Origin of the sequence: Okeania sp. SIO2F5 (assembly GCF_010692685.1) — a bacterium.
Taxonomy (GTDB): Bacteria; Cyanobacteriota; Cyanobacteriia; order Cyanobacteriales; family Microcoleaceae; genus Okeania; species Okeania hirsuta.
Window position 1 is genome coordinate 1 of the sequence record NZ_JAAHGU010000004.1, and the last position, 20,888, is coordinate 20,888.

15 protein-coding genes and 1 other RNA gene are annotated in these 20,888 nt (G+C 37.0%); 9 read left to right on the forward strand and 7 right to left on the reverse strand.

Translation table 11 applies throughout. The features are described 5' to 3' along the window. Positions 1–20: 20 nt before the first annotated feature. Positions 21–383, reverse strand: a complete 363-nt coding sequence (locus tag F6K27_RS02180) for an EF-hand domain-containing protein (RefSeq protein ID WP_287273140.1) — start codon at positions 381–383, stop codon at positions 21–23. Between the two features lie 629 nt (positions 384–1,012). Here F6K27_RS02180 and F6K27_RS02185 point away from each other — a divergent pair. Continuing rightward, positions 1,013–1,735 (forward strand): M15 family metallopeptidase, encoded by a 723-nt coding sequence (locus F6K27_RS02185; RefSeq protein WP_287273142.1) that lies wholly within the window; start codon positions 1,013–1,015, stop codon positions 1,733–1,735. 491 nt (positions 1,736–2,226) lie between these two features. On the opposite strand, the gene F6K27_RS02190 is transcribed toward F6K27_RS02185, so the two are convergent. Beyond that, on the reverse strand, positions 2,227–2,430 hold the full coding sequence (locus F6K27_RS02190; protein ID WP_287240216.1) for a hypothetical protein: 204 nt from the start codon (positions 2,428–2,430) through the stop codon (positions 2,227–2,229). An 83-nt stretch (positions 2,431–2,513) separates the two neighbouring features. Then, the gene (locus tag F6K27_RS02195) at positions 2,514–2,666 is read right to left on the reverse strand and encodes a hypothetical protein (protein ID WP_287240218.1); all 153 of its coding nucleotides are present in this window, start codon (positions 2,664–2,666) and stop codon (positions 2,514–2,516) included. Between the two features lie 450 nt (positions 2,667–3,116). On the opposite strand from F6K27_RS02195, the gene F6K27_RS02200 reads away from it, so the two are divergent. Both F6K27_RS02200 and F6K27_RS02205 read left to right on the forward strand, forming a co-directional pair. Beyond that, positions 3,117–3,320, forward strand: a complete 204-nt coding sequence (locus tag F6K27_RS02200; RefSeq protein ID WP_287273144.1) for a hypothetical protein — start codon at positions 3,117–3,119, stop codon at positions 3,318–3,320. 474 nt (positions 3,321–3,794) lie between these two features. Beyond that, positions 3,795–4,826, forward strand: coding sequence for a leucine-rich repeat domain-containing protein (locus F6K27_RS02205; RefSeq protein WP_287273145.1), 1,032 nt, complete (start codon positions 3,795–3,797; stop codon positions 4,824–4,826). Between the two features lie 551 nt (positions 4,827–5,377). Here the strand turns inward: F6K27_RS02205 and F6K27_RS02210 are convergent. Next, a complete protein-coding gene (locus F6K27_RS02210; protein WP_287273147.1) occupies positions 5,378–9,517 on the reverse strand; it encodes an amino acid adenylation domain-containing protein in 4,140 nt (1,379 codons plus the stop codon). Between the two features lie 693 nt (positions 9,518–10,210). Beyond that, positions 10,211–11,407, reverse strand: coding sequence for a lipid-A-disaccharide synthase-related protein (locus tag F6K27_RS02215; protein WP_287273148.1), 1,197 nt, complete (start codon positions 11,405–11,407; stop codon positions 10,211–10,213). A 357-nt stretch (positions 11,408–11,764) separates the two neighbouring features. Here F6K27_RS02215 and corA point away from each other — a divergent pair, with 357 nt between their 5' ends. The 3 genes from corA (at position 11,765) to F6K27_RS02230 (ending at position 15,081) form a co-directional block, all read left to right on the forward strand. Beyond that, positions 11,765–12,928, forward strand: a complete 1,164-nt coding sequence (corA, locus tag F6K27_RS02220; RefSeq protein ID WP_287273150.1) for a magnesium/cobalt transporter CorA — start codon at positions 11,765–11,767, stop codon at positions 12,926–12,928. 837 nt (positions 12,929–13,765) lie between these two features. Beyond that, positions 13,766–14,155, forward strand: an RNA gene (gene rnpB / locus F6K27_RS02225) — RNase P RNA component class A. Between the two features lie 56 nt (positions 14,156–14,211). Further along, on the forward strand, positions 14,212–15,081 hold the full coding sequence (locus tag F6K27_RS02230) for a phytanoyl-CoA dioxygenase family protein (protein ID WP_287273152.1): 870 nt from the start codon (positions 14,212–14,214) through the stop codon (positions 15,079–15,081). Positions 15,082–15,661: 580 nt separating this feature from the next. Here the strand turns inward: F6K27_RS02230 and F6K27_RS02235 are convergent. Together F6K27_RS02235 and F6K27_RS02245 are read right to left on the reverse strand one after the other, a co-directional pair. After that, complete coding sequence (locus F6K27_RS02235; protein WP_287273154.1) at positions 15,662–15,826, reverse strand: hypothetical protein; 165 nt, start codon at positions 15,824–15,826, stop codon at positions 15,662–15,664. Between the two features lie 275 nt (positions 15,827–16,101). After that, a complete protein-coding gene (locus tag F6K27_RS02245) occupies positions 16,102–16,257 on the reverse strand; it encodes a hypothetical protein (protein WP_287240229.1) in 156 nt (51 codons plus the stop codon). Positions 16,258–16,977: 720 nt separating this feature from the next. Between F6K27_RS02245 and F6K27_RS02250 the strand changes: the two genes are divergently transcribed. The 3 genes from F6K27_RS02250 (at position 16,978) to F6K27_RS02260 (ending at position 20,660) form a co-directional block, all read left to right on the forward strand. Next, positions 16,978–17,814 carry a thiazole synthase gene (locus F6K27_RS02250; RefSeq protein ID WP_287273156.1) on the forward strand — a complete coding sequence of 279 codons (837 nt, stop codon included), beginning with the start codon at positions 16,978–16,980 and terminating at the stop codon, positions 17,812–17,814. Positions 17,815–18,015: 201 nt separating this feature from the next. Continuing rightward, positions 18,016–18,189, forward strand: coding sequence for a photosystem II assembly protein Psb34 (gene psb34, locus F6K27_RS02255; protein WP_124145780.1), 174 nt, complete (start codon positions 18,016–18,018; stop codon positions 18,187–18,189). Between the two features lie 314 nt (positions 18,190–18,503). Then, positions 18,504–20,660, forward strand: coding sequence for a tetratricopeptide repeat protein (locus F6K27_RS02260; protein WP_287273157.1), 2,157 nt, complete (start codon positions 18,504–18,506; stop codon positions 20,658–20,660). Positions 20,661–20,888 lie beyond the last annotated feature (228 nt).

Below are 20,888 nucleotides of genomic sequence, written 5' to 3' on the forward strand. Positions count from 1 at the left end.
ATTCATACAATGTTCCATACTCAACGTGATGATTCAAAATGGTAAACCCCAGAGCTACAAAGTAGAAATCTAGTTAACTTCCAACTAAGGGAGTTTTTGGCGATCGCTACTTTCATGCAACAAAGCCCTCGAACTTCAAAAAATTCAATTAGAGAAACTTTTCCATCTCCATCTGTATCAGCAGCACTCAAATAATGATCCCAAACTTTAGCATAGGTATCAAGAATTTCCTGATATTTGCTATCTTCCTTTTTGAGACCAAAAGACTCAGCTATTCTTTTGGCAATTAGCTGCAAGTCTTCCTTTTCTAGCAGTCCATTTTTCGATTGGTCATACTGATAAAATGCCAAGGCAAGTTTGCGTTGCACAAATGGCGATAACATAATTTTTCTCCTGTTGTATTTTCTCAGCTATTTTTTGAGTTAGAAATTAGCATATTTGAAGCAAAATTTCAATTAAATGGTGCTAGGTTTGAATTGATAGTAAGTAAGCATTCAGCTATTAGCAATCAGCTCTCAGCAATAAAAATGAATGAACCAGGTATTTGCTTAACTTCTACTACATTTTTGAACAAAGAATTGAAGCACAAGAACAACGAGCTTAAATTCCCCACTAAAGGCAATAAAGCTGATAGCTGACCGCTGACCGCTGACCGCTAAATGCTTACGATAGTAAAAATCGAAAAGTGGAGATTTATTGACAAAATCGGGAAGTAGAAATATGGGAAAATCCTAATTGTTAATCTGGGAAAAATGTATTGCCGGGATTTATTTTAGATTTGACAGAAGTTTGGGATTAGGTAATGGGAAGTTATCATACTGTAGGTTGGGTTCAACGGTAGTGCAACCAAAAAAAAATCAGATATCGTGTTGTTTTTATCCTGCGAATAACCGCCCTAAAAATTTTCAACCCAAGCTACTAAATGTAAAATCTTGCTTTAAATTTAGTAATAATTGAGCGCTTCCACCTGATAATTGTAAGCTGACTACTGATAACTAAGTGCCAATTTGTAATGAAACCATACCAGAAAATTAAAATCCAAGAATGTCACGAACCACTCATCCCAATTCCCTTAGAAAAATTTGCCACTGAATCACCCCATCCCTATGAAAAATTAGGCGCACCTTATCATTTATCTCCAGCAAATTCACCTTATTTTTTACGTCAAAAAGTATTAGATAGTTTGATAGCAGCTCAAACAAAACTACAACAAAAATATCCCAGTTGGCACATCCAAATATTTGATGCTTATCGCCCCATTGCTGTACAACAATTTATGGTAGATTACACTTTTGTAGAAACAGTAAAAGCTGAAGGTTTAACATTAGATAGTCCGGAGTTGACAGAAGCAAAACGTCAAGAAATTTTAGAGTTAGTTTATCAGTTTTGGGCTGCTCCTAGTCTAAATCCTGCTACCCCACCACCTCATAGTACGGGTGCTGCTGTGGATGTAACTTTAGTGGATGCTAATGGCAAAACTGTTGATATGGGTTCTCCTATTGATGAGTTGTCTCCCCGCTCTTACCCGAATCATTTTTTGGGGAGTAAAAATGAGGAAGCTCAGAAATATAATCAACATCGACAGTTATTGGCAGAAGTAATGTTATCGGTGGGGTTTCAGCAACATCAACAGGAATGGTGGCATTTTTCTCTGGGCGACCAAATGTGGGCTTGGTTGACAAGTCAGGAGAATGGTGGAGGTGAGGTTGTGGCACGGTATGGGCGAGTAAATTGAAACAGTTATAGTAGAGGAAAGAAGGAAGAAGGAAAAATCTTGTATTGTCTGAGTTTTAAGCTTTTGATCTGTCCGCGCCCTTTGCTTCGACTGCTATATCAGTTAGCCTCCTGGGTTGAAACTGCGTTAACAGGCGTTATTGTGTAGAATTCAAACCTGCCACCAAGGTGTATCACTAACTTTAAAAATATAGTTGGGATTTTAAAGCCAATGTTAAAAATATCAACTTTTAATTGATGATTGATTAATGATAAATTAAAGACTAATATTTACTCGCGCTTAAAACAACCGTGAAATTTTTTATCCCCTAGTTAAAAATGGGGGTTTTCAAACTCTTTAACTTTTCTGGTTAATTAAAGAAAATCTAAAATTATCATAAGCTGTAACATTTTGATAGTGAGAAGTTACAGCTTATATAAAAGTCTTTTCAGAAAAATAACTTGTTTATGAGTTTTGAAAATCAAATATTATCTCCGCTTCGATAGAATAAATTATCGACCTAGCTCGCTCCACAAAGAAGCTGGATGGGGGATAACATTAGATTCAACTTGAGGGCTTTGTTCAGATGATTGAGTTAGATAAACACGGGTTGCACTATAACTAACAATGAACATAGAAAAAGCTACCAAGAATGTTACCACAACTCGATCTAAACCAGATATATTATCTAAATTCTGAGAGTTTTGAGAGTTCATAGAGCTAAGTCTCCTCAATTACTTACTTTCTCAGTATCTCAGATATTTCTGTATTAACAGATACTTTTAATAAAAATTTATCTTTATGGTTCTGGGAATTGACCAATTTGTAGGGACAAGACAACTTGCTCGGTCAAAGATACTGGAAGGTCTGCGTTATGGGAAATGATTCCGTGACCAACTCCAGTTATTAGTCCTAAGATGGCTGGCAATACTAAAGAAGCGAAGTTATTCATTGATGATTACTAGGAAAATTGCTGCCATAGTATCTCAATTTCACTATGTTTAATTCTGTAACAAAGTTTACTTTTTAATTGATTTTTGTTAAGCAGTCTAGTACAATTTTCCAATCAGACAAATCTCAGGAATTCTGAGTCCCTAAATTAAACCTAAATAATTAATCTAATAGACATCTGGTGAAAAAGATATAGATTTTTTGCAGGAATAGGCAACAGCTCATCTGGCAACAGGCAACAGGTAAGATATTTTTACGCGCGAAGGCACGAAAAAGGATTTTTTAGGGTTAATTTTTTGTATCCTTAGCCTGCTCTAATTAAGCAGTTTGGAGCGGCACAAAAAATAATTATAACTCTTACACAAGCTGATTTTTTACATCACAACAAAACTCAAAAAGAATAACTCAAAAATAATTAGCTCAAGAATGGCAAAAGACAATTAGTTCAAATATGAGTGCAGGAATAAGGGAAAAAGACCCTATATTTTATACTGAAGAACAATTGAATGACTTCAAAAAAAGTATATTTTTTATGTTAGTAACATTAGTTCTGAGCTTTGATGTATTTTGGCTACAAAGAATTTGTAAAATTTTCTACCTCAATATTAGAAATCAATTAAAAATTTTAGAAAAGTCGATAAATCTCGATCAATAATTTGCCCAAATAGAAGACTTAAAAACTATTGTATCTCAACTCAACTCAGAGACAAATCAACAACAAAATCCTTTAATTACTGACTCCAAAAATACGAAGTCAAATATCATCCTCAACTCAGCAATAGCCAATCAAATATTACTGAGTATTCAGCTAAAATTAATTTTACAAATCATACCAAAAATTTCTTTGAGACAACAAAACTTTCTCAAGCAAGAACTAAACATCATAATTTTCATCTGACGCTTACTAAGATGGGTACTCGTGTTTATTTGGGGTTCTAGGCATTTTGAGGGTATTGACGTAATTCCCTTATCTAGACTGACTCTTCCATAAAATGTGTAAGTCCCATTAGGACATAGACTAATCATAAACCTCAGACAGGAAAATGTTTTTTCCCCTATTCCCTATTCCCTGCTATAGCATTGATTATAATTACTTTAACATCAACAAAATTTTGGAGTAGAAGCTGCAATGAAAAGACTCAAAGTAATCTTTTTGGGAATTTATATTTGGGTAGGGATACTGCTGATGCAACCTTATTTAAAGGCTAATTCTACCTCGCCAGAAAATTTTTCTACCTTTAGAGAATGGTGTTTAAATCAAACAAATATTTCTCCCACTTCTCAATATACAGTTAAAATTCTATTGCAAAAAGCCAGAACGAATGACTGTATTGAAGCAGACAAAAAACTTTCTAGTCTTTCTGCCCTCTCCCTGAATAATAATTATATTATAAATATTGCTCCTATATCCAGCCTTAAAAATCTCACTAAACTATCCCTAAATGCTAATCAAATTCAAGAATTATCTCCCCTATCTAACCTTCATCAATTAACTCATTTATTTCTCGATAGTAATAAAATTGAAGATATTTATGACTTGTCTGAATTAACTAATTTAACTTATCTAGAACTCAACGATAATAGAATAAAAAATATATCTCCTCTGTCTAATTTGACTAAATTAACTAATCTGAGCCTAATTTTTAATCAAATTGAAAATGTATCTTCTCTATCCAATTTAACAACATTAACTGAACTAAATCTCGGAGTTAATCGCGTTACAAATATTAAACATTTAGCTAATTTAACCAATTTAACTCACCTATATCTTAACGATAATCAGCTCAGAAAAATTGCGCCCTTATCTAACTTAACTAACCTCACTAATTTGTATTTATATCGCAATCAAATTAGTGACATTTCTTCTCTTTCTAACCTCACTAATCTAACTTATCTTAATCTGAGTGATAATTACATTACTGAAGTTTCCAATCTTTCTAGTTTAAGGAATCTGAAAATTCTGATCCTGGTGTTCAATCAAATTACAAAAATTGATTCTTTATCAACTTTGACTAACCTTAATTTACTAGATTTAAGTCGCAACAAAATAACAGATATTAATTCCCTCTCAACTTTAATTAAATTAGATGTACTGAATTTGCGAAATAACCCAGTTGCCAGAATTTGCCCCCTCCAACCTGAATCAATTTGTCGCTTCTAAAAAAAAAGGAAGAAGGAAGAAGGAAGAGGGAAGGGGGAAGAAAGAAGAAGAGGGAAAATCTTGCGTTTCAAGTTTTTTTTGATTTTTTGAACTGCTCCTTGCAGAGTAAAATTATTAGCTGATTCTCGATCTAACGCCTGTATTGAATAGCTTAAAAATATAGTCTAGTTTGCCTTTTAACTACCAATTTAAAGTATAAACCTAACTTAATTCGCTTAAGTTGACTAAAATTTCAAATAAAATCTATAATTAGGTTAAAGATGACTCTTAAATATCAGGAATAATTATGTGGCCAACCTGTATAAATAAGCTATCTCCTTTTAAAGGCAACTTTAGCGAAGAAATACCAGAGTTGTTGAAGGTTGATTTCAACTAAAAGGGGATATTTAATGAATATGAAATGTTTATGCCTATTCGCATAGTTAATATTTTAGGTCTTTGCAGTACAGCAATGTACCTTGACTTTCCTAATGTCCCTGACCACCATTGATCTCAATGATAAGAGCGTTTATTATTACAACGCAACTCGACTGTCGCCCATCGGTCCAATATTAATTCGCCAGAGCGCGATCGCGACAAAGCATCAACCTTTCTGCTAAAACCCGCACTTGAGGTTCCCGGATAATCGAGAAATGTTCTCCAGGAATCTCGTGGATTTCAATTTCTCCCCCAACACAATCTCGCCAACCTAAAGTCCGATCACCCCCTATATCTATTAGCTGCTCGCTGGCATTAAACAGTACAATATTACCTGGATAAGGTCGCGCTTCATAGTTATAAGACGCAATAGCCGTGGCTTGAAAAACTTCAAACAAATTTTCCAAATCCTCAACTCTCACTTCCTCCGGCAATAGATCAAACATCTTAGCTCGTTCGAGGACATACCCCAATCGCTCCTCTGGTATCAGTTGTTGTAGTTCCTCACAGGATACGAGAACTTCTTTCCCCCAAGGAGCGCTCATTTCTTCAGCAAATAATCTGAGATAAAAAATATCGGGACTTAGCATTCTTCCTGGCGTGCTATCAATCAGAAGCCTGTGGTGTTCGGGAGCAGAAGCTTCTATTAGCGCTAGCAATGCCAGGGTATCCCCTTGTTGGTGTAACTGTTGTGCCATTTCTAAAGCTAAATGACCACCCACGCAAAAACCAACCAAGTAATAAGGACCGCGAGGTTGAATAGTTTTAATTGCTTTTAGGTGGTGAGTGGCGAGTTCCTTGAGAGTAGTAAAAGGCGATCGCTCTCCATTGAGACCAGGCGCTTGCAAACCATAAATCGGTTGTTCGCTCCCCAGATTGCGGGCTAAATCGAGATAAAATAAGACTGTGCCGCTGCTGGGAGGGACTAAGAATAGAGGCGGTAAATCTCCATCAGGCTGAATCCTAACTAGAGGCGAAGTTGACTCAGAATCTTTACCCGAACGCAAAGAAATAGCTATCTGCTCAATAGTCGGACTTTGCAAAAGTGTTGCCAAAGAGAGACTTTTGCCCAACTGCTGTTTCACCCGAGTAATTAAGGCGATCGCTAACAAAGAATGACCGCCGATGTCAAAGAAATTATCTCGGATGCCTATGGGAGAAACTTCCAAAACATCAGACCAGATTTGTGTCAGTTGCAATTCTAGGGTATCGCGAGGTGCAATAAAAGTGGCATCGCTACCGGTGCTAGTCCCATCCGGTGCGGGGAGCGCCCGCCGGTCAATTTTGCCGTTGGGAGTTAGGGGTAGGGAGTCTAGCATCACAAAAGCCGAAGGCATCATATAGTCCGGCAGCTTTTCCTTGAGAAAAGCACGCAGTTTTGGAGTTAGTTTCTGCATTTGCTTCCCATACAAGGGGTTATTGACAAAGTCGCTACAATTTTTCTGGGAAGATGGAGAAAAAGATTGATTGGGAACTACATAAGCCACCAGGCGCTTGTTACTCGGTTGGTCTCCGAGAAGTATAACTACAGCTTGCTGCACTTCTAGGTGTTTCGCCAGTAGCGCCTCGATTTCTCCTGGTTCGATCCGGAAGCCGCGAATTTTTACCTGGTTGTCGATGCGACTGAGAAGTTCGATGTTGCCGTCCGGAAGATAGCGTGCCTGATCTCCGGTTTTGTACAGACGCGCTCCCTCTTCTTGGCTAAAAGGATTAGCAATAAACTTTTTTGCACTTAACTCCGGACGGTTGAGATAGTCTCTGGCTAAACCGATGCCACCGATATGCAGTTCTCCTGGTACGCCGATGGGAACCGGTTGGAGATGATCGTCGAGAATATAGAGAAGAGCGTTTACAAATGGTTTACCGATAGGAACTGGAGATTCAAGGGGTCGCTGGATATTGGCGTTTTCAAAATAGCAACTGTCAATGGTTGCTTCGCTGACTCCATAAGAATTCACTAACCGAGTTCCCGAACCGCAGAATTGGCGAAATCGTTGGTATTCTTGCACAGACCAGCTATCCGAACCGATCGCCAATACCTTCATGAAATCTAGGTTTTGCTCGGTGTTCTCCAAATACTCGATTAAGTTTCTCATTACCGCTGGCACAAATTCTGCGTAATTGACTTGCTCTTGGAGCATCAATTGATACAGCTTTTCTGGCTCTAACAAAAAGTCCCTCGGACATAGAACTAATTTGGCTCCCGAGCAAAGGGCGCGAACCCAATCTCCCGTAAAGACATCAAAGGAGAAACTCGCCATTTGCAGATGGCTGCTCTGGGGACGTAGCTGGTAAGCTTGCTCCCAGGAACGATAGGCATTTACCAAACTTTTATGCTCGATTTCCACCCCTTTTGGCTTTCCGGTAGAACCTGAAGTGTAGATGACGTAAGCCAAAGAAGCTGGTTTGGTACGGAGGGCAAGATTTTCCGCGCTATTGTGAGAAATGACCGGCCAATCTTTATCCAAGAAAACAACCCGTCCCTTGCTTTCTGGGAGTCGAGCCACTGACTTTTCGGAAGCCAACAGCAAAGTTACTCCCGAATCTTCTAACAAATAAGCCAGGCGATCGCGCGGATAACTCGGGTCTAAGGGTAAATACGCCCCACCCGCTTTGAGAATGCCCAACAATCCCACCAGCATTTCCACCGAGCGCTCTATGCAAATCCCCACTATTACCTCTGGACCTACTCCCAGAGATTGCAAATAATAGGCCAATTGATTTGCCTTAGCGTTCAGATCCCGATAGGTAATTTGTTCGTTCCCAAAAACTACCGCGATATTGTCTGATCTCCGTTTTACCTGCTCTGCAAACAACTGATGAATGCACTTATCTTGGGGAGCATCTGTCTGAGTATTGTTCCAGGACACCAACAATTGATGTTGTTCCTCTGACCTCAGGATTGGTAAAAACGCAACGCGCTGTTGTGGATTGGCGACAATCGATTCTAGCAAGCATTCTAAATGTCTCGCCCAGCGGCGAATAGTTTTGGCATCAAATAGGTCGGCACTATATTCCCAGATGAAATGGAGAGATTTGTCAAGTTCCTCAATTGCCAAACTCAGATCAAATACGGAACCCTGTTGGTGTACGGCTAAGTATGGCTCGATAGACAGTGCTTTCTCACCTGCTGGGAGTTCGGGTCTCTCAGGTTTGTACCAGCGATGCTTGCGCCAAGTGAAATCGACTTGAATTAGAGGGTGTCGGTTAGCATCTCGACGAGGGTTCAGTCGTTTTACTAATAAGTCGAAGGGATAATCTTGATGAGTCTGTGCCTCCGTTACCGTGTGATGGATGCGGGCGAGAAATTCAACGAAGGTGGGGTTATCCGCAAGAGTTGCCCGCAACACTACCTCGTTGTTACAGTAACCGACAAGGCTTTTAAGCTCGTCAACGCTCCACCTTGCAGCCATTGCGCTTCCTAGCAGGATGTCTTCTTGACCCGATAAGCGATGTAGCAGGACAAAGAAGGCAGCCAGCATAGTCCGGTAAAGACTGACTCCGAGATCGGCAGCTAGTTGTAGCAGTTTCTCTCGGAGTCGTTGGTCGATCTCGACAATATGGAATTCATTCCGACCGCTCAAATCCCTTGGTCGCGCTTTGTCTGTTGGCAGATTCAAAATCGGCAAGCAGTCGGCCAGTTGTTTCTGCCAGTAGCGAAAGAGTTGTTCTCCTCGTGCAGACAAGAGCATCTCGGACTGCCAGGACACATAGTCCGCGTATTGCCAGGGAGAATCTGCTAGCAAGTTAGCTATTTTTGCTTCTGGGAGGTTCTCGACGGAAGCTGCGTATAATACCCGGAGTTCTTTGAGCAGCAAGTCAAATGACCACCCATCCCCGGCAATGTGGTGCATGGTTATCAATTGGACAAACTCCTGGGGCGATCGGGCAAACAGCTCCAAGCGCATTATCGGACCCGTTTCTAAATTGAACGGACGCTCTACTGCTGCCATAATTTTGGCTTTTAATTCGTCGGACTCCCACCTAGAAGCGTCTGTTACGTCAATCTTGACTTTGCAGTCTTGACTAACTACTGCAACGGGTTTACCGTTCTGATTCCTATAGGTAGTTCGCAGGATCGAATGTCGTGCAATCAGCTTTTGCCAGGCCATTTGCCAAGCCTCTAGGTTTAACTCTCCAGCCAGACGAGTGGTTATAAATATGTTGTAAGCTACGCTTTCTAGATCCTTCTGGTAGATGAACCATAAGGCTTGCTGTCCCCGCGAGAGAGGGGAAGGTAACTGGGAGTTTTCTAGAGATTGATTCTGTATCAAGATGCCTTTTACCGAATGAATAATTAGGGTTTGCGCTCAAAAGTCTTATGGGTGAGGGTAGGAGACAACCCACCCCTAACCCCTCCCAGGAGGGGAAGACAGGAGAAATGGGTCGGGAGAAATGGGTCGGGAGAAATGGGTCGGGAGCAAGGAGGTAGGAGTAACAATTGTCAATTTGGGATTTTTCTGCCCAACTATGCGCCTAAAATATTAACTTTTTGAGCATCAATAGCTGAAAATCAGGCACTTTTTCAAGGCCCCAAAAAGGCACTTACCTTTATCTGTAAATACTTTTAGATTTAATCAGCAAGCCCTAATTAATAATTAAATAATTCTGGTTTCAAGCCTCCCCTTTCAAGGGGAAAAATTGGTCGTTAGCGTAGCTTCCCGCAGGGTGGGATGGCGAGGTCTCGGAGCCATATCCAATCGACCAAGAGAAAAGAAATAATATCATGTCCGCTGGTATCGTTTGTGTAAACCCAAGAGTGAATATCTCCAGGAAATTTAAGTTTTTTCTTGCTCTTAAGTATTCCTGCCTGTTGCCAGATGAGCTGTTGCCTGTTGCCTACCTTTGCTATACAAGACCGATGCTACCAGACATAATATAATATTTCCTTACATTCAATTCCGTAACGGTTTTAACCAGAGGTAATTATCCATTAATGAATTATCCATTATCCATTAATGAACTTCCTATTCCCTACTCAAATATTGAATTAAATAATCAGCTATTTTCTCACTACCACCAGGTCTACCCATCCTTTGAATACCATTACGAATACAAGCTTCTAAATATTCCTTATCTGCCAAAGTTTCTTTTACTTTTTGAGCTGCTTCTTGCAGAATAAAATTATTAGCTGGTTGTTTACCAATAACCTGTACTGAACAACCTAAAAGTCTGGTTTGAGCTTCCGCAAACCGATAAGTAAATGAAGGACCTTCACCGGGGATAGTAATGACAGGTTTTCCTAATCCTACTGCTTGTTCAATTGCAGTTCCTGCCATCCCAATTACCAAATTTGATTGTTGTAAAATATCGGCAAAAGCATCCTCGTAAAAAATTACTTCTATTGAATATTCCTCAGTTAAAAACGTCAACTTACCTGCTTGATATTGCCAATTTTCAGAAGTAGCGACTGCCTCTAGTTCAGACATTAAAATAGGAACAGCAGCTACTCGAAACTGACAAACATTTTCTCCCATAAATTTGACAATTTCTCTGACCAATTTAAGTAGCAATGATAAATTTATGCCAGCCTCCGGTAAACGAGAACCAGGTAAAATACCAATAGTAAATAATCCTGGTTTAAGCTGTAAATCTTTTCCTGTAGAAATTAAATTATCCATCACAGGCGTACCGACAAATTCTGCCTTTTTAATTCCTTGTCGGTTTAAATCTGTTGCAGTCAAAGCATCTCTAACAAAAACTTTTAAACATCTAGAATTATTCAGTAATTTTGGCAATATTAAACCCAAATTAATTCGATCTTCATAATAACTAGAATCAGCCGAAAGAAACACCACATAAGGCAACTTTGTCCAATAAGCGATCGCTGCGACTACAATATCTCCAGTAGCCATAACTAAATCACAGTTTTTTGCAAATTGCCAAACTGTTTGTAACTGTCGCCAAGTTAAACTAATTAATCCCTGTCCCAAGTCTTTAAATAATAATAAAGGGTTTAGATAAAAAAAACCCCCTGATGGCATATTTGATGTAGGGCCAATAATTGGTATTCCTAAATTTTTATAACTATTACCAGCACCAACAATAGGCATAGCTGATATAGTTGTATCTGAACAAATTTTTGTAAAAGCTTTAATAATTTGACAATTATGTGTATCTTCTCCGTGACCATTACTTAAAAACAGTATATTTTTTGTTTTCATAATTATTATTGAGACAAATATAAATTTTTTAAGTTTTCCAATTGTCAAAATTAAAGATAAGAAGGAATAATATCATGTCAGGTTGAATACTTAATAAATAACAACGGAGGAGTCAGGAGTCAGGTAGAAGATCCGTCGGATTGGCGACGTACAGGAGTCAGGAGGAAATAAAGAAGTAAAAGAATAAGAAAGTTTTTTATCACTAATTAAGCAGACATGATATAACGTCAATTTAAAAATATATTTCAACCCCTGTTATCAAAAAAATAAAGTTAAAAGAAAATCACCTTATATCACTTTATTTATCAAACTTAAAATTGTTAGAAGTAGTACTTATAATTTTCAAATTTTCAAATTATGGCACATTCAATCAATATACAACCTAATTCTTATGAATTACCTTCAGAAGAAGAATCTCATGTTGACTATTATTATGACGATCCAGAAGATTTACCTGGAACTCTCAATTTAGAACCTGATGCTCCACCACCAGAGATGGCTCTGATAGATTATACAAAAAATATAGCTACCAGGATCAAAATAGCAAACCCAGAAATTTGTATTCCCTACCTCAAATCAGATTCAATTTCTTGGATTAATGTACTTGGTTTAGGCAATAAAACATCTTGGCAACAGATGGCAAAAGTATTTCAAATACATCCTCTGAGTGTTGGAGATATTGTTAATGTACCACAAAGACCTAAAGTTATACATGACAAAAATCAACTCATAATTATTACCTGGATGGTAAGAATAAAATCAGATTCAGAATCATTTGAAAAAGAGCAAGTCAGTATTATTTTAGGAGAAAAACATTTAATCACAGTCCAAGAAAATCCTGAATATGATTGTCTGAAACCTGTACGAGAAAGAATCAAAAATAATCAAGGAATTATTCGGAAACAAAAAGTAGATTATTTAGCTTATTCTCTAGTAGATACAATCATTGATGGATTTTTTCCTGTATTAGAAGAATATGGAGAAAGGATAGAGATATTAGAAGATGAAGTAGTATTTAAACCAGACCGTCATACCATGCAAAAAATCTATAAACTGAGGCGAGAATTATTAACACTACGTCGAGCTATTTGGTCATCAAGAGAAGCAATTAATATTCTGATTCGAGATGGTAGTAATTTAATCAATCCTGATGTATTGGTTTATTTTAGAGACTGTTATGAACATACAATTCAACTCAGAGATATAGTAGAAACTTACAGAGATTTAGCTTCTGATTTAATGGATATTTATTTGTCCTCTGTCAATAATAAAATGAATGAAGTAATGAAGCTACTAACTGTTATTTCATCAATTTTTATTCCTTTAACTTTTATCGCCGGAATTTATGGGATGAATTTTGACCCAGCAGATTCTCCTTGGAATATGCCAGAATTAGATTGGTATTATGGTTATCCTCTTTGCTTAGTCATAATGTTTTCTACTGCTATTAGTTTGATTTACTTCTTTTGGCGAAGAGGATGGTTTGAAAATCTTCCAACTACTATCGAAGCAGAAGATTAGCATAGATTAAGTAAGCATTTCCTACGGAATGCTGCGCAAACAGCGGTCAGCTATCAGCTATGAGCTATGAGTTATTAACTCATTATTTTGACAGGAATAATTAGTCTAGAAGAAGAATGAAAAGTTATTAATGAAATTGGTCATTAGCGAACCTTAGTCGTTGCTTGAATATGTTCAATAGCTGAATGCTCACGACATTAAAGTCTATATTAGGTACTTCAAAATGTAGCATTAAAATCAGAATTCAGGATTCAGGAGTCAGGAGAAAATACAAAGTCTTAACTCACCAATAAGCAACTTTTTAGTGTCCCTAATAAATTATTTTAATAGATACCTTATAGTCGCAAAATAGTAGTTATTTAGAAAAAAAATACATTTATACATTAATACTGGATGATATTAAATTTCAGATAGATGATTAATAACAATTTGATAAATGTTTGTTACATAAGGTAGAAGTAAGAAAGAAGGAAGAAGCGGTGCGACTCCGCGTCGGCGGCAAACGCAAGGGAATGCACACCAAGAGAGGAAAAAGGGGTATATATTGAAAAAAAGGGAAAAATGATAGATATAACTATCTAAAATGAACTAGATCGGCTATTTTTAAGCAGATCTGATCGACATCTACCTTTTTCTAGCATTCTTTTTTTAAACTTGTATAATAGACATCTCCAATAATAAAAAATAAAATCAATTATCGCACTCTTATTAATCAATTATTTCCCCCTACTCCCTACTCCCCACTCCCTATTAATTGTTTCTATACTGATCATCAAAATTATCCTGGGTAAAAAATTAACAATAGGTTATTTATTTGCTAATATGTAAATATAGGGGTAAAGTAGGCGAGGCAGTTGCGGACTCAATATCTTGGGTCTGAGGAAAGTCCGGGCTCCCAAAAGACCAAGCTTGCTGGATAACGCCCAGTGCGAGCGATCGTGAGGATAGTGCCACAGAAAAATACCGCCATAGAGATCAGATATTATTCAAGTCTCTGAGGTAAGGGTGCAAAGGTGCGGTAAGAGCGCACCAGCAGTATCGTGAGGTACTGGCTAGGTAAACCCCGGCGGGGAGCAAGGTCGGAGGGGCAATGGTTGGTCTTTTTCCAGCTCCATTGTCAAGTGTACCGCTAGAGGTGTCTGGTAACAGGCATCCCAGATAGATAATTGCCCTCTTAGCTGGTTTCAGTTAAGGGAACAGAACCCGGCTTACTCCCTACTTTTTCCTTATTTTTTATCCCAAAGCAATTAATAATTAATACTTATAAAAAATAATGAAAAAAAATGCCTGAATATTTAGCTGATAAAACTCCATCAACAGAACAATTAAATACATGGATTGAATATTTTCATACTAATGGTTTTTTAGTTATTCCCAATGTATTAACACCTGAAAAATGTGAATTTCTTAGAAATGACTTAGATGAAATTTTAAAGAAAACTGAAGAAGAAAAATCTGACAGGTCTAATCCAGTAGCGAAAGCTTACACATCAATCAAAATAATGGAGCGAATGTTTGAGCATTCCCCAGATAATCTAGACTTGTTTGCGATGGAACCAATTGTTACATTTGCAGAACATTTAATCGGTGGAGCAAATGGAACAGGTTACTCAATAAGTGATGGAATTCCTAATGCTAATGTTGTTCATGTTATCCACAATAATTCTTTTAAAGTTCCTCCTCAAACTGATGGACTAGCCAACAATGCCTGGCATCAAGATGATACACCACACGTTCTTTCTCTTGATGGTAAACCCCTAAAAAATATTCGCTTGAATGTTCTAGCATTTTCCGTTAATTATTACTTAACTGATGTATTTTCTCCAGACAACGGACCAACACAAGTTATTCCAGGTTCACATCTGTTTGGCAAGTTTTGTGATGGTAATATGTTGAGATATGAAGATCAAATTCATAGTTGTCTTGGAGGAATGGGTACTGCAGTTTGTTTTAACAATCAAGTTTGGCATAGAGGTTCTAGAAATTCATCTTCTGTCACCCGGTACATTACACAAATTACTTATGGGAAAAGATTAGTTGGACATAAATATGCACCATTTATGAATTATCAGATGCCAAGTCATTGTTATGAAGAAGCAGATGAAAGATTGAAGCGAATTTTGGGATTTTTACCTCACGGTGCTTATGGTTAATCATAGAATTTACTCGGTATTTTCCTTACTATTAAGTTTTTTAGGCTTGAGAAATAATCACTACCTTAATATGTAGGTTGAGTAATGTGGAATAGGGGCAATACAGGAACAGGAAAAAGATTGAAAAATACTCCCCTCTTTTTAAGATTAGAATCAGAAGATTCATTCCTTTAGACCGCTATGTTAGCCAGCACTAACTTTTGCATTCTGTGAAGCTTCCAAGATATGCTGGCTTTTCCTATCACCTAATCTTTCCATCTATACCTCCTCAGTGGAAAACCACAAACTTTTTCATTTTCTGAAGCTCCAAAAAAAATCAGCGCGTCAAATGATTTTTGGCTGCATTCTCACAATTTTTGTGATATTATAAAAAACATAAGGGATAGTTCGCCCATACGCATGACTTTTTATTCAACTAAATTTCCTTGCTCAGAGGCGATAGAACATCCGTTCCGCTTTGCGATCGAGTATTCAGGAATTTTCCCCAGAAGCAATACCAGAAATATCTTCATCTTCTGTAGCTTCCTTTCCTATAAACATAAAAACTAGGATTTAAATAAAAAATTTACAATAGTTTTGACTACTCTCCTGGCTGAAGCTCAGGAGATTCTAATAAGGTTGTTTCAGCACTGGCATTAGCCGAGTCCTTCGGCATTTTTATCTTATTAACTGACCACAGTCTCATCCTGTGGGGCGAAGTCAAAATCGCCCTAGACACTCCACTCAGGTCTAAGCCTAGTGTCATGCTTATTGTTCCAAAACCCAAGAGGTTTATTTGCTTTGATAATTGATATTTGCTTGTTATACCAACGATTCATTGATTTAATCTGCTGGCCATCAACAATAAAACTTGTACCAACGTTGGAAACGCAAGTTAACCAATAGAGTTGTCGCTAAATAGATAGAAAAAATCGCTCAAATTAAGACACAGTAGTAATTCCATACGTTTTGCACTGGAAATTGCTAAAATCCTTACATGATAAGGGTTTAGCAGTTTTTTATAGTTATAAAGCGACAAGTCTAATTATTTAAACCAGAGTCAACACCTAATACATTCTGGGAATTAAAATTGACTTTTGCTACTTGTTTTTCATAAATAAATTCCAAATAAAAGCATTGATTGCGAGGTAGTATTCTTAACTGTTTGATGTCGGCAAAATTCAGATTACTTGGCATAAGAATATTAAAGCTATCTAGTCCAAACCACCTCTTACCGAATAATTAAGGTTTAAAGCCTATCCTTTAAAGTAGAAACAAGAAAAAATTTTCCTTTGAGTCAATTTTCTTCTTTTCCAGGAGAGGTAATTGTTAATTATTAATTATTAATTATTAATTGTTGAAAAGTATTTCCTAATGATACTCTAATTAAATTGTTCCTCAGCTTAAGTGCCTGCTTAGGATAACTGACTATTGCTAATCCACTTTTTTTCCTATAGTTAGGTATTCTCGGCTTGTCTGCTATTTTTCCAGTTTGATAAGCTTTAACTAATCCATAATAAGATTTAAAAGATTCTGCTACAGTTGTTAATATTTGTTGTGCAGCTTGAGAATGTAAAATTCTATAGTGGTTATTGGTTTTATATTCTTTTTATAGGTAAAATTTACCGAGAGCTTTTTGAGCTTTAAAATACAATTGTCTAGCATAATAAATCCCCATATTAGTTAATTTGTGAGCTTGTTCACAGAGAAACTTTAATATGTTGATTAATTCTTTGTATTGATTAACTAGGATTTGTTGACAACCGTACATATAATAACTCTTAGAGATGAAAAAGACTGTATCATAGAACAAGAAGGATTTATCCCTCTAGTCTGAACGATTTACTCGTTTTCATCCCTCGGCTGAAGCACAAGGACTTTCAACGAAAGCTGTTCGGTAAACATCAAAATTAAGCAATGCAAATAGCAGAAAAACCAACTTCACAAACTCCAGAACAACCTCTTATTATTGCTGATAAAAAATTTAGTTCCCGTCTAATGACAGGTACAGGCAAGTATCTCAGCATAGAAAAAATGCAGCAAAGTATAGAAGCTAGTGGATGTGAAATCGTAACTGTGGCAGTACGACGGGTGCAAACTCAAGCTCCTGGCCATGAAGGTTTGGCAGAAGCTATAGACTGGACAAAAATCTGGATGTTGCCAAATACCGCAGGTTGTCAAACTGCTGAAGATGCTGTGAGAGTTGCCAGACTGGGACGAGAAATGGCTAAATTATTGGGTCAAGAAGACAATAATTTTGTCAAGCTGGAAGTTATTCCCGATCCTAAGTATTTACTCCCAGACCCTATCGGTACACTACAAGCAGCAGAACAATTAATTAAAGAGGGTTTTGCTGTTTTACCTTACATTAATGCTGACCCACTACTAGCCAAAAGACTTGAAGAAGCTGGTTGTGTCACAGTTATGCCCCTGGGTTCTCCTATCGGTTCTGGCCAGGGAATACAAAATGCCGCTAACATTCAAATAATTATTGACAATATTAAGGTTCCCGTGGTAGTTGATGCAGGAATTGGTACTCCCAGTGAAGCAACTCAAGCAATGGAAATGGGAGCAGATGCCTTACTAATTAATTCAGCGATCGCTCTAGCTAAAAATCCATCAGTGATGGCCAAAGCAATGGGAATGGCGACAGAAGCAGGACGTTTGGCTTATTTAGCAGGAAGGATACCCAAAAAAGATTATGCGATCGCCTCTTCACCATTGACTGGAAGGATTAATTCGGAGCAAAGCTAGGGTCTGTCATCAATTAGAGTTTAAAAGCTTTGTCAGTCAAGATTTTGAGCGTTTGGGGTATTTCGAGGCTAAAAGCCCAAAACTCTTGCCGTGTATCTATTTCAGATTTAATTTATGACACGCCCTAGTAATAATTTCTTATATTCACCAAATTTATGTTAAGCTAGGTAAAGATAAAAAAAAGATAAAGGATTTTTAATCATGCCATATACAACAGAAGAGGGTGGACGTCTAAATAATTTTGCTGCAGAGCCAAAAATGTATCAAGCGGACGCTCCAGATCAGAAACAACAAATGAACTATTTAGTTTTAGGAACTCTAGGAGCTGTATTAGTAGGTAGTTTAGTATTTGTTGCTTTTTCTGTTTCTGCTTAAATTTTAAGTAAAAATTATTTAAAGACTCAACCGGGTTCTTGAATTTTCAAGAGTCTGGTTTTCTATTACCGAAAGATTCTGGTCTAAAGTCTCCCCTTTTAACTCACATTTCGCACCACAAAATGTACCATAAAAATATAAGTCAAAAGCGAGTGCTAATTGGCGAGGTTTCCTCAGAATGTAAGACGCACATCTGACAGTCAAAAGTCAAGAGAATATCCGCCAAGGTCAATTCTCCTTATTGCAAAGGTACTGATAACTAACAACTGATAACTAATAACTGATAACTGAAATTTCCCCCCCTATATAGAACCGTGATAGACATTGGCTCCACAACAATTTCTCAATTGAACTGGCAAATCTATCAACGCTTGAAACAAGCTCTATCATTAAATCTACGTCGCCAAATTTTTATAGCTGTATGTGATAATCAACAACTAAGAAATAACCTAGTTGAAAACTTAGAAGTAGATTTAACCAATACTATCGACTACACAGAAAAAACGCCAAATAATCATAAAAATCTTTTATTTGTTACTCTCAACTTAAATCTAAATAATCCTAATCCAGTAACTCAAATTAATCAATGGTTTACCGAAAATCCTGAATATCAAAAAACACAAAAATATCAAATATTAGGATTTCAAATTATTGGAGTAGAAAGCTTAACCAAACAACCTTCAACAGTTCAATGGTCATTTATTAGTAATCTCAAAAAAATAGAAACAAATCTATCTACCCTAGAATCCAGTATATTACTTTGGATTAACCGACCTTGGCTCAATAGTATCAAACAATCCGCCCCAGAATTTTGGCATTGGCACACAGGAATATTTGAATTTGAAGGAGACCCCACACCTATAGCTCCTAGAAAAAATAAATCATCATTGCCAAATCAACAAAACTCTAAATCTTTCTTATCTCCAAAAATTAGCCTACCTTCTATCAATACTGTAAGACCATTAATGGCATTAGAACAAAAGTCTTACACTACTATTGATGTTGAATCAAAAAATCTGACAGTTCATCTTCTCCCCCCCGCTCCACAAAAATTACCAGAGTTGCCCATTGGCATTGACCAAGAACAGGAGAATACGCCACTGCCACAGTGGGAATTAGTTGAACTAGCAAATTTAGTATGGTCAGAAATTTCTAGAAAGTCCGGTGAAGAAAAAACATCCCTAGAAAAACAACAGTTTCAAATTCTCAAACAGATTCAAGATTTAAACAAGTCCAAATATCCATCTCCAGAACTAGCCATAGCTTATCAAGCTTTAGGGGACTTTCATCGCGACCGCGTCTTAGCAGGGGAAGTATCAGAACAAAGTTTAATTATTGCCATTCGTGCTTATGAAATGGTAATTGAGTGGACATTTGAAGATGTAGGAAATATGAGCCAATTTTCTCCATCCCAAATTCCCGTTCTTGACATTCTCAACGATCTTGCCACTCTTTACTGGATGTTATCTCGTCAAATCAAATCTAGTAAATCTGATTCATTAGTTTATTTAGAGCGAAGTATTATTTTATATCAAATGGCTATAGGTGAGATTAACCCATCCCAGGAAGAGACTTATGCCAGATTACAAAAAAACTTAGGTCTAGCTTACGGAGATTTAGCTAATTATCAGGAAGCAGAAAAGAATTGGGAAAAATCAGTTATGGCCTATCAAGAAGCAATCTTGTACTTAGATACAGTAACTCATACTCAAGATTATGCTTCGACATTAAATAATTTAGGTGCAGCTTATTGGAATTTGGCTCAATATACTCAAGCAGTGGATCACTTGCAAGGGGCAATTTCAGCTTATACCAAAGCTATTGATTACTTTACACCAGAAATTGAACCTCTCAACTATGCTATGATTCAAAATAACTTGGGCATAGCTTATTGGAATTTAGCTCAATTTCAGCAAGAGTCATCAGAAACCTTGATGTTAAAAGCTGTTGATGCTTATTTAGAGGCCTTAAAATATCGAACCCCAGAAATTGCTCCCCTTGCTTGTGCTGCAACAAAGAATAACTTAGGTACTAGTTATTGGTATTTGGCCAAGCAATTTGAGGAACATCAAATACGGAATCAACTTTTTCATCAAGCGATCGCTGCTTATTCCCAAGCTGTTAATATAGCTCAACATTTTTCCCCATATCAACTTACTTTTGATTTATTGGCTGTTTATAATAATATTGGACTTGCCTATTATCAAATAGTTATAGAAGCCAATATTACATCAGATAAAGACAGTCAAATGAGTAATTTAGAATCAGCTTTGGATTATCACTTACTGGCTTATACTGGTGAGCAACAAACTAATATTAATATTGACGTAGTACAAGGAAAGGAAACTACTGTTAATCATATTGTCAGAACTATTCGTGCATTTTACAATAAGTATGGAATACAAAGGCAAAATCTAGCTCTTGCTAAGATTCCTAGCCATTTGTTACCTAAAATTTTAACTATGTTGTAACCAAAAAGACATAAGTTATAGTATTATTAATGATAGATGGATGAAATCTACATATTAGTTATCGTTATGATCAACTCTAATTGAGACTTTATTTAAGTAAGCTACTGTCACTATGATAGAATAGCATAGATATATCTAGTTGTAGTTATAAGTAGTTGAGTTGTGCTATCTATTATTATAGTTAATAACTAACTATTAGCCAAATTTTAACTTCTCGAAAATATATCT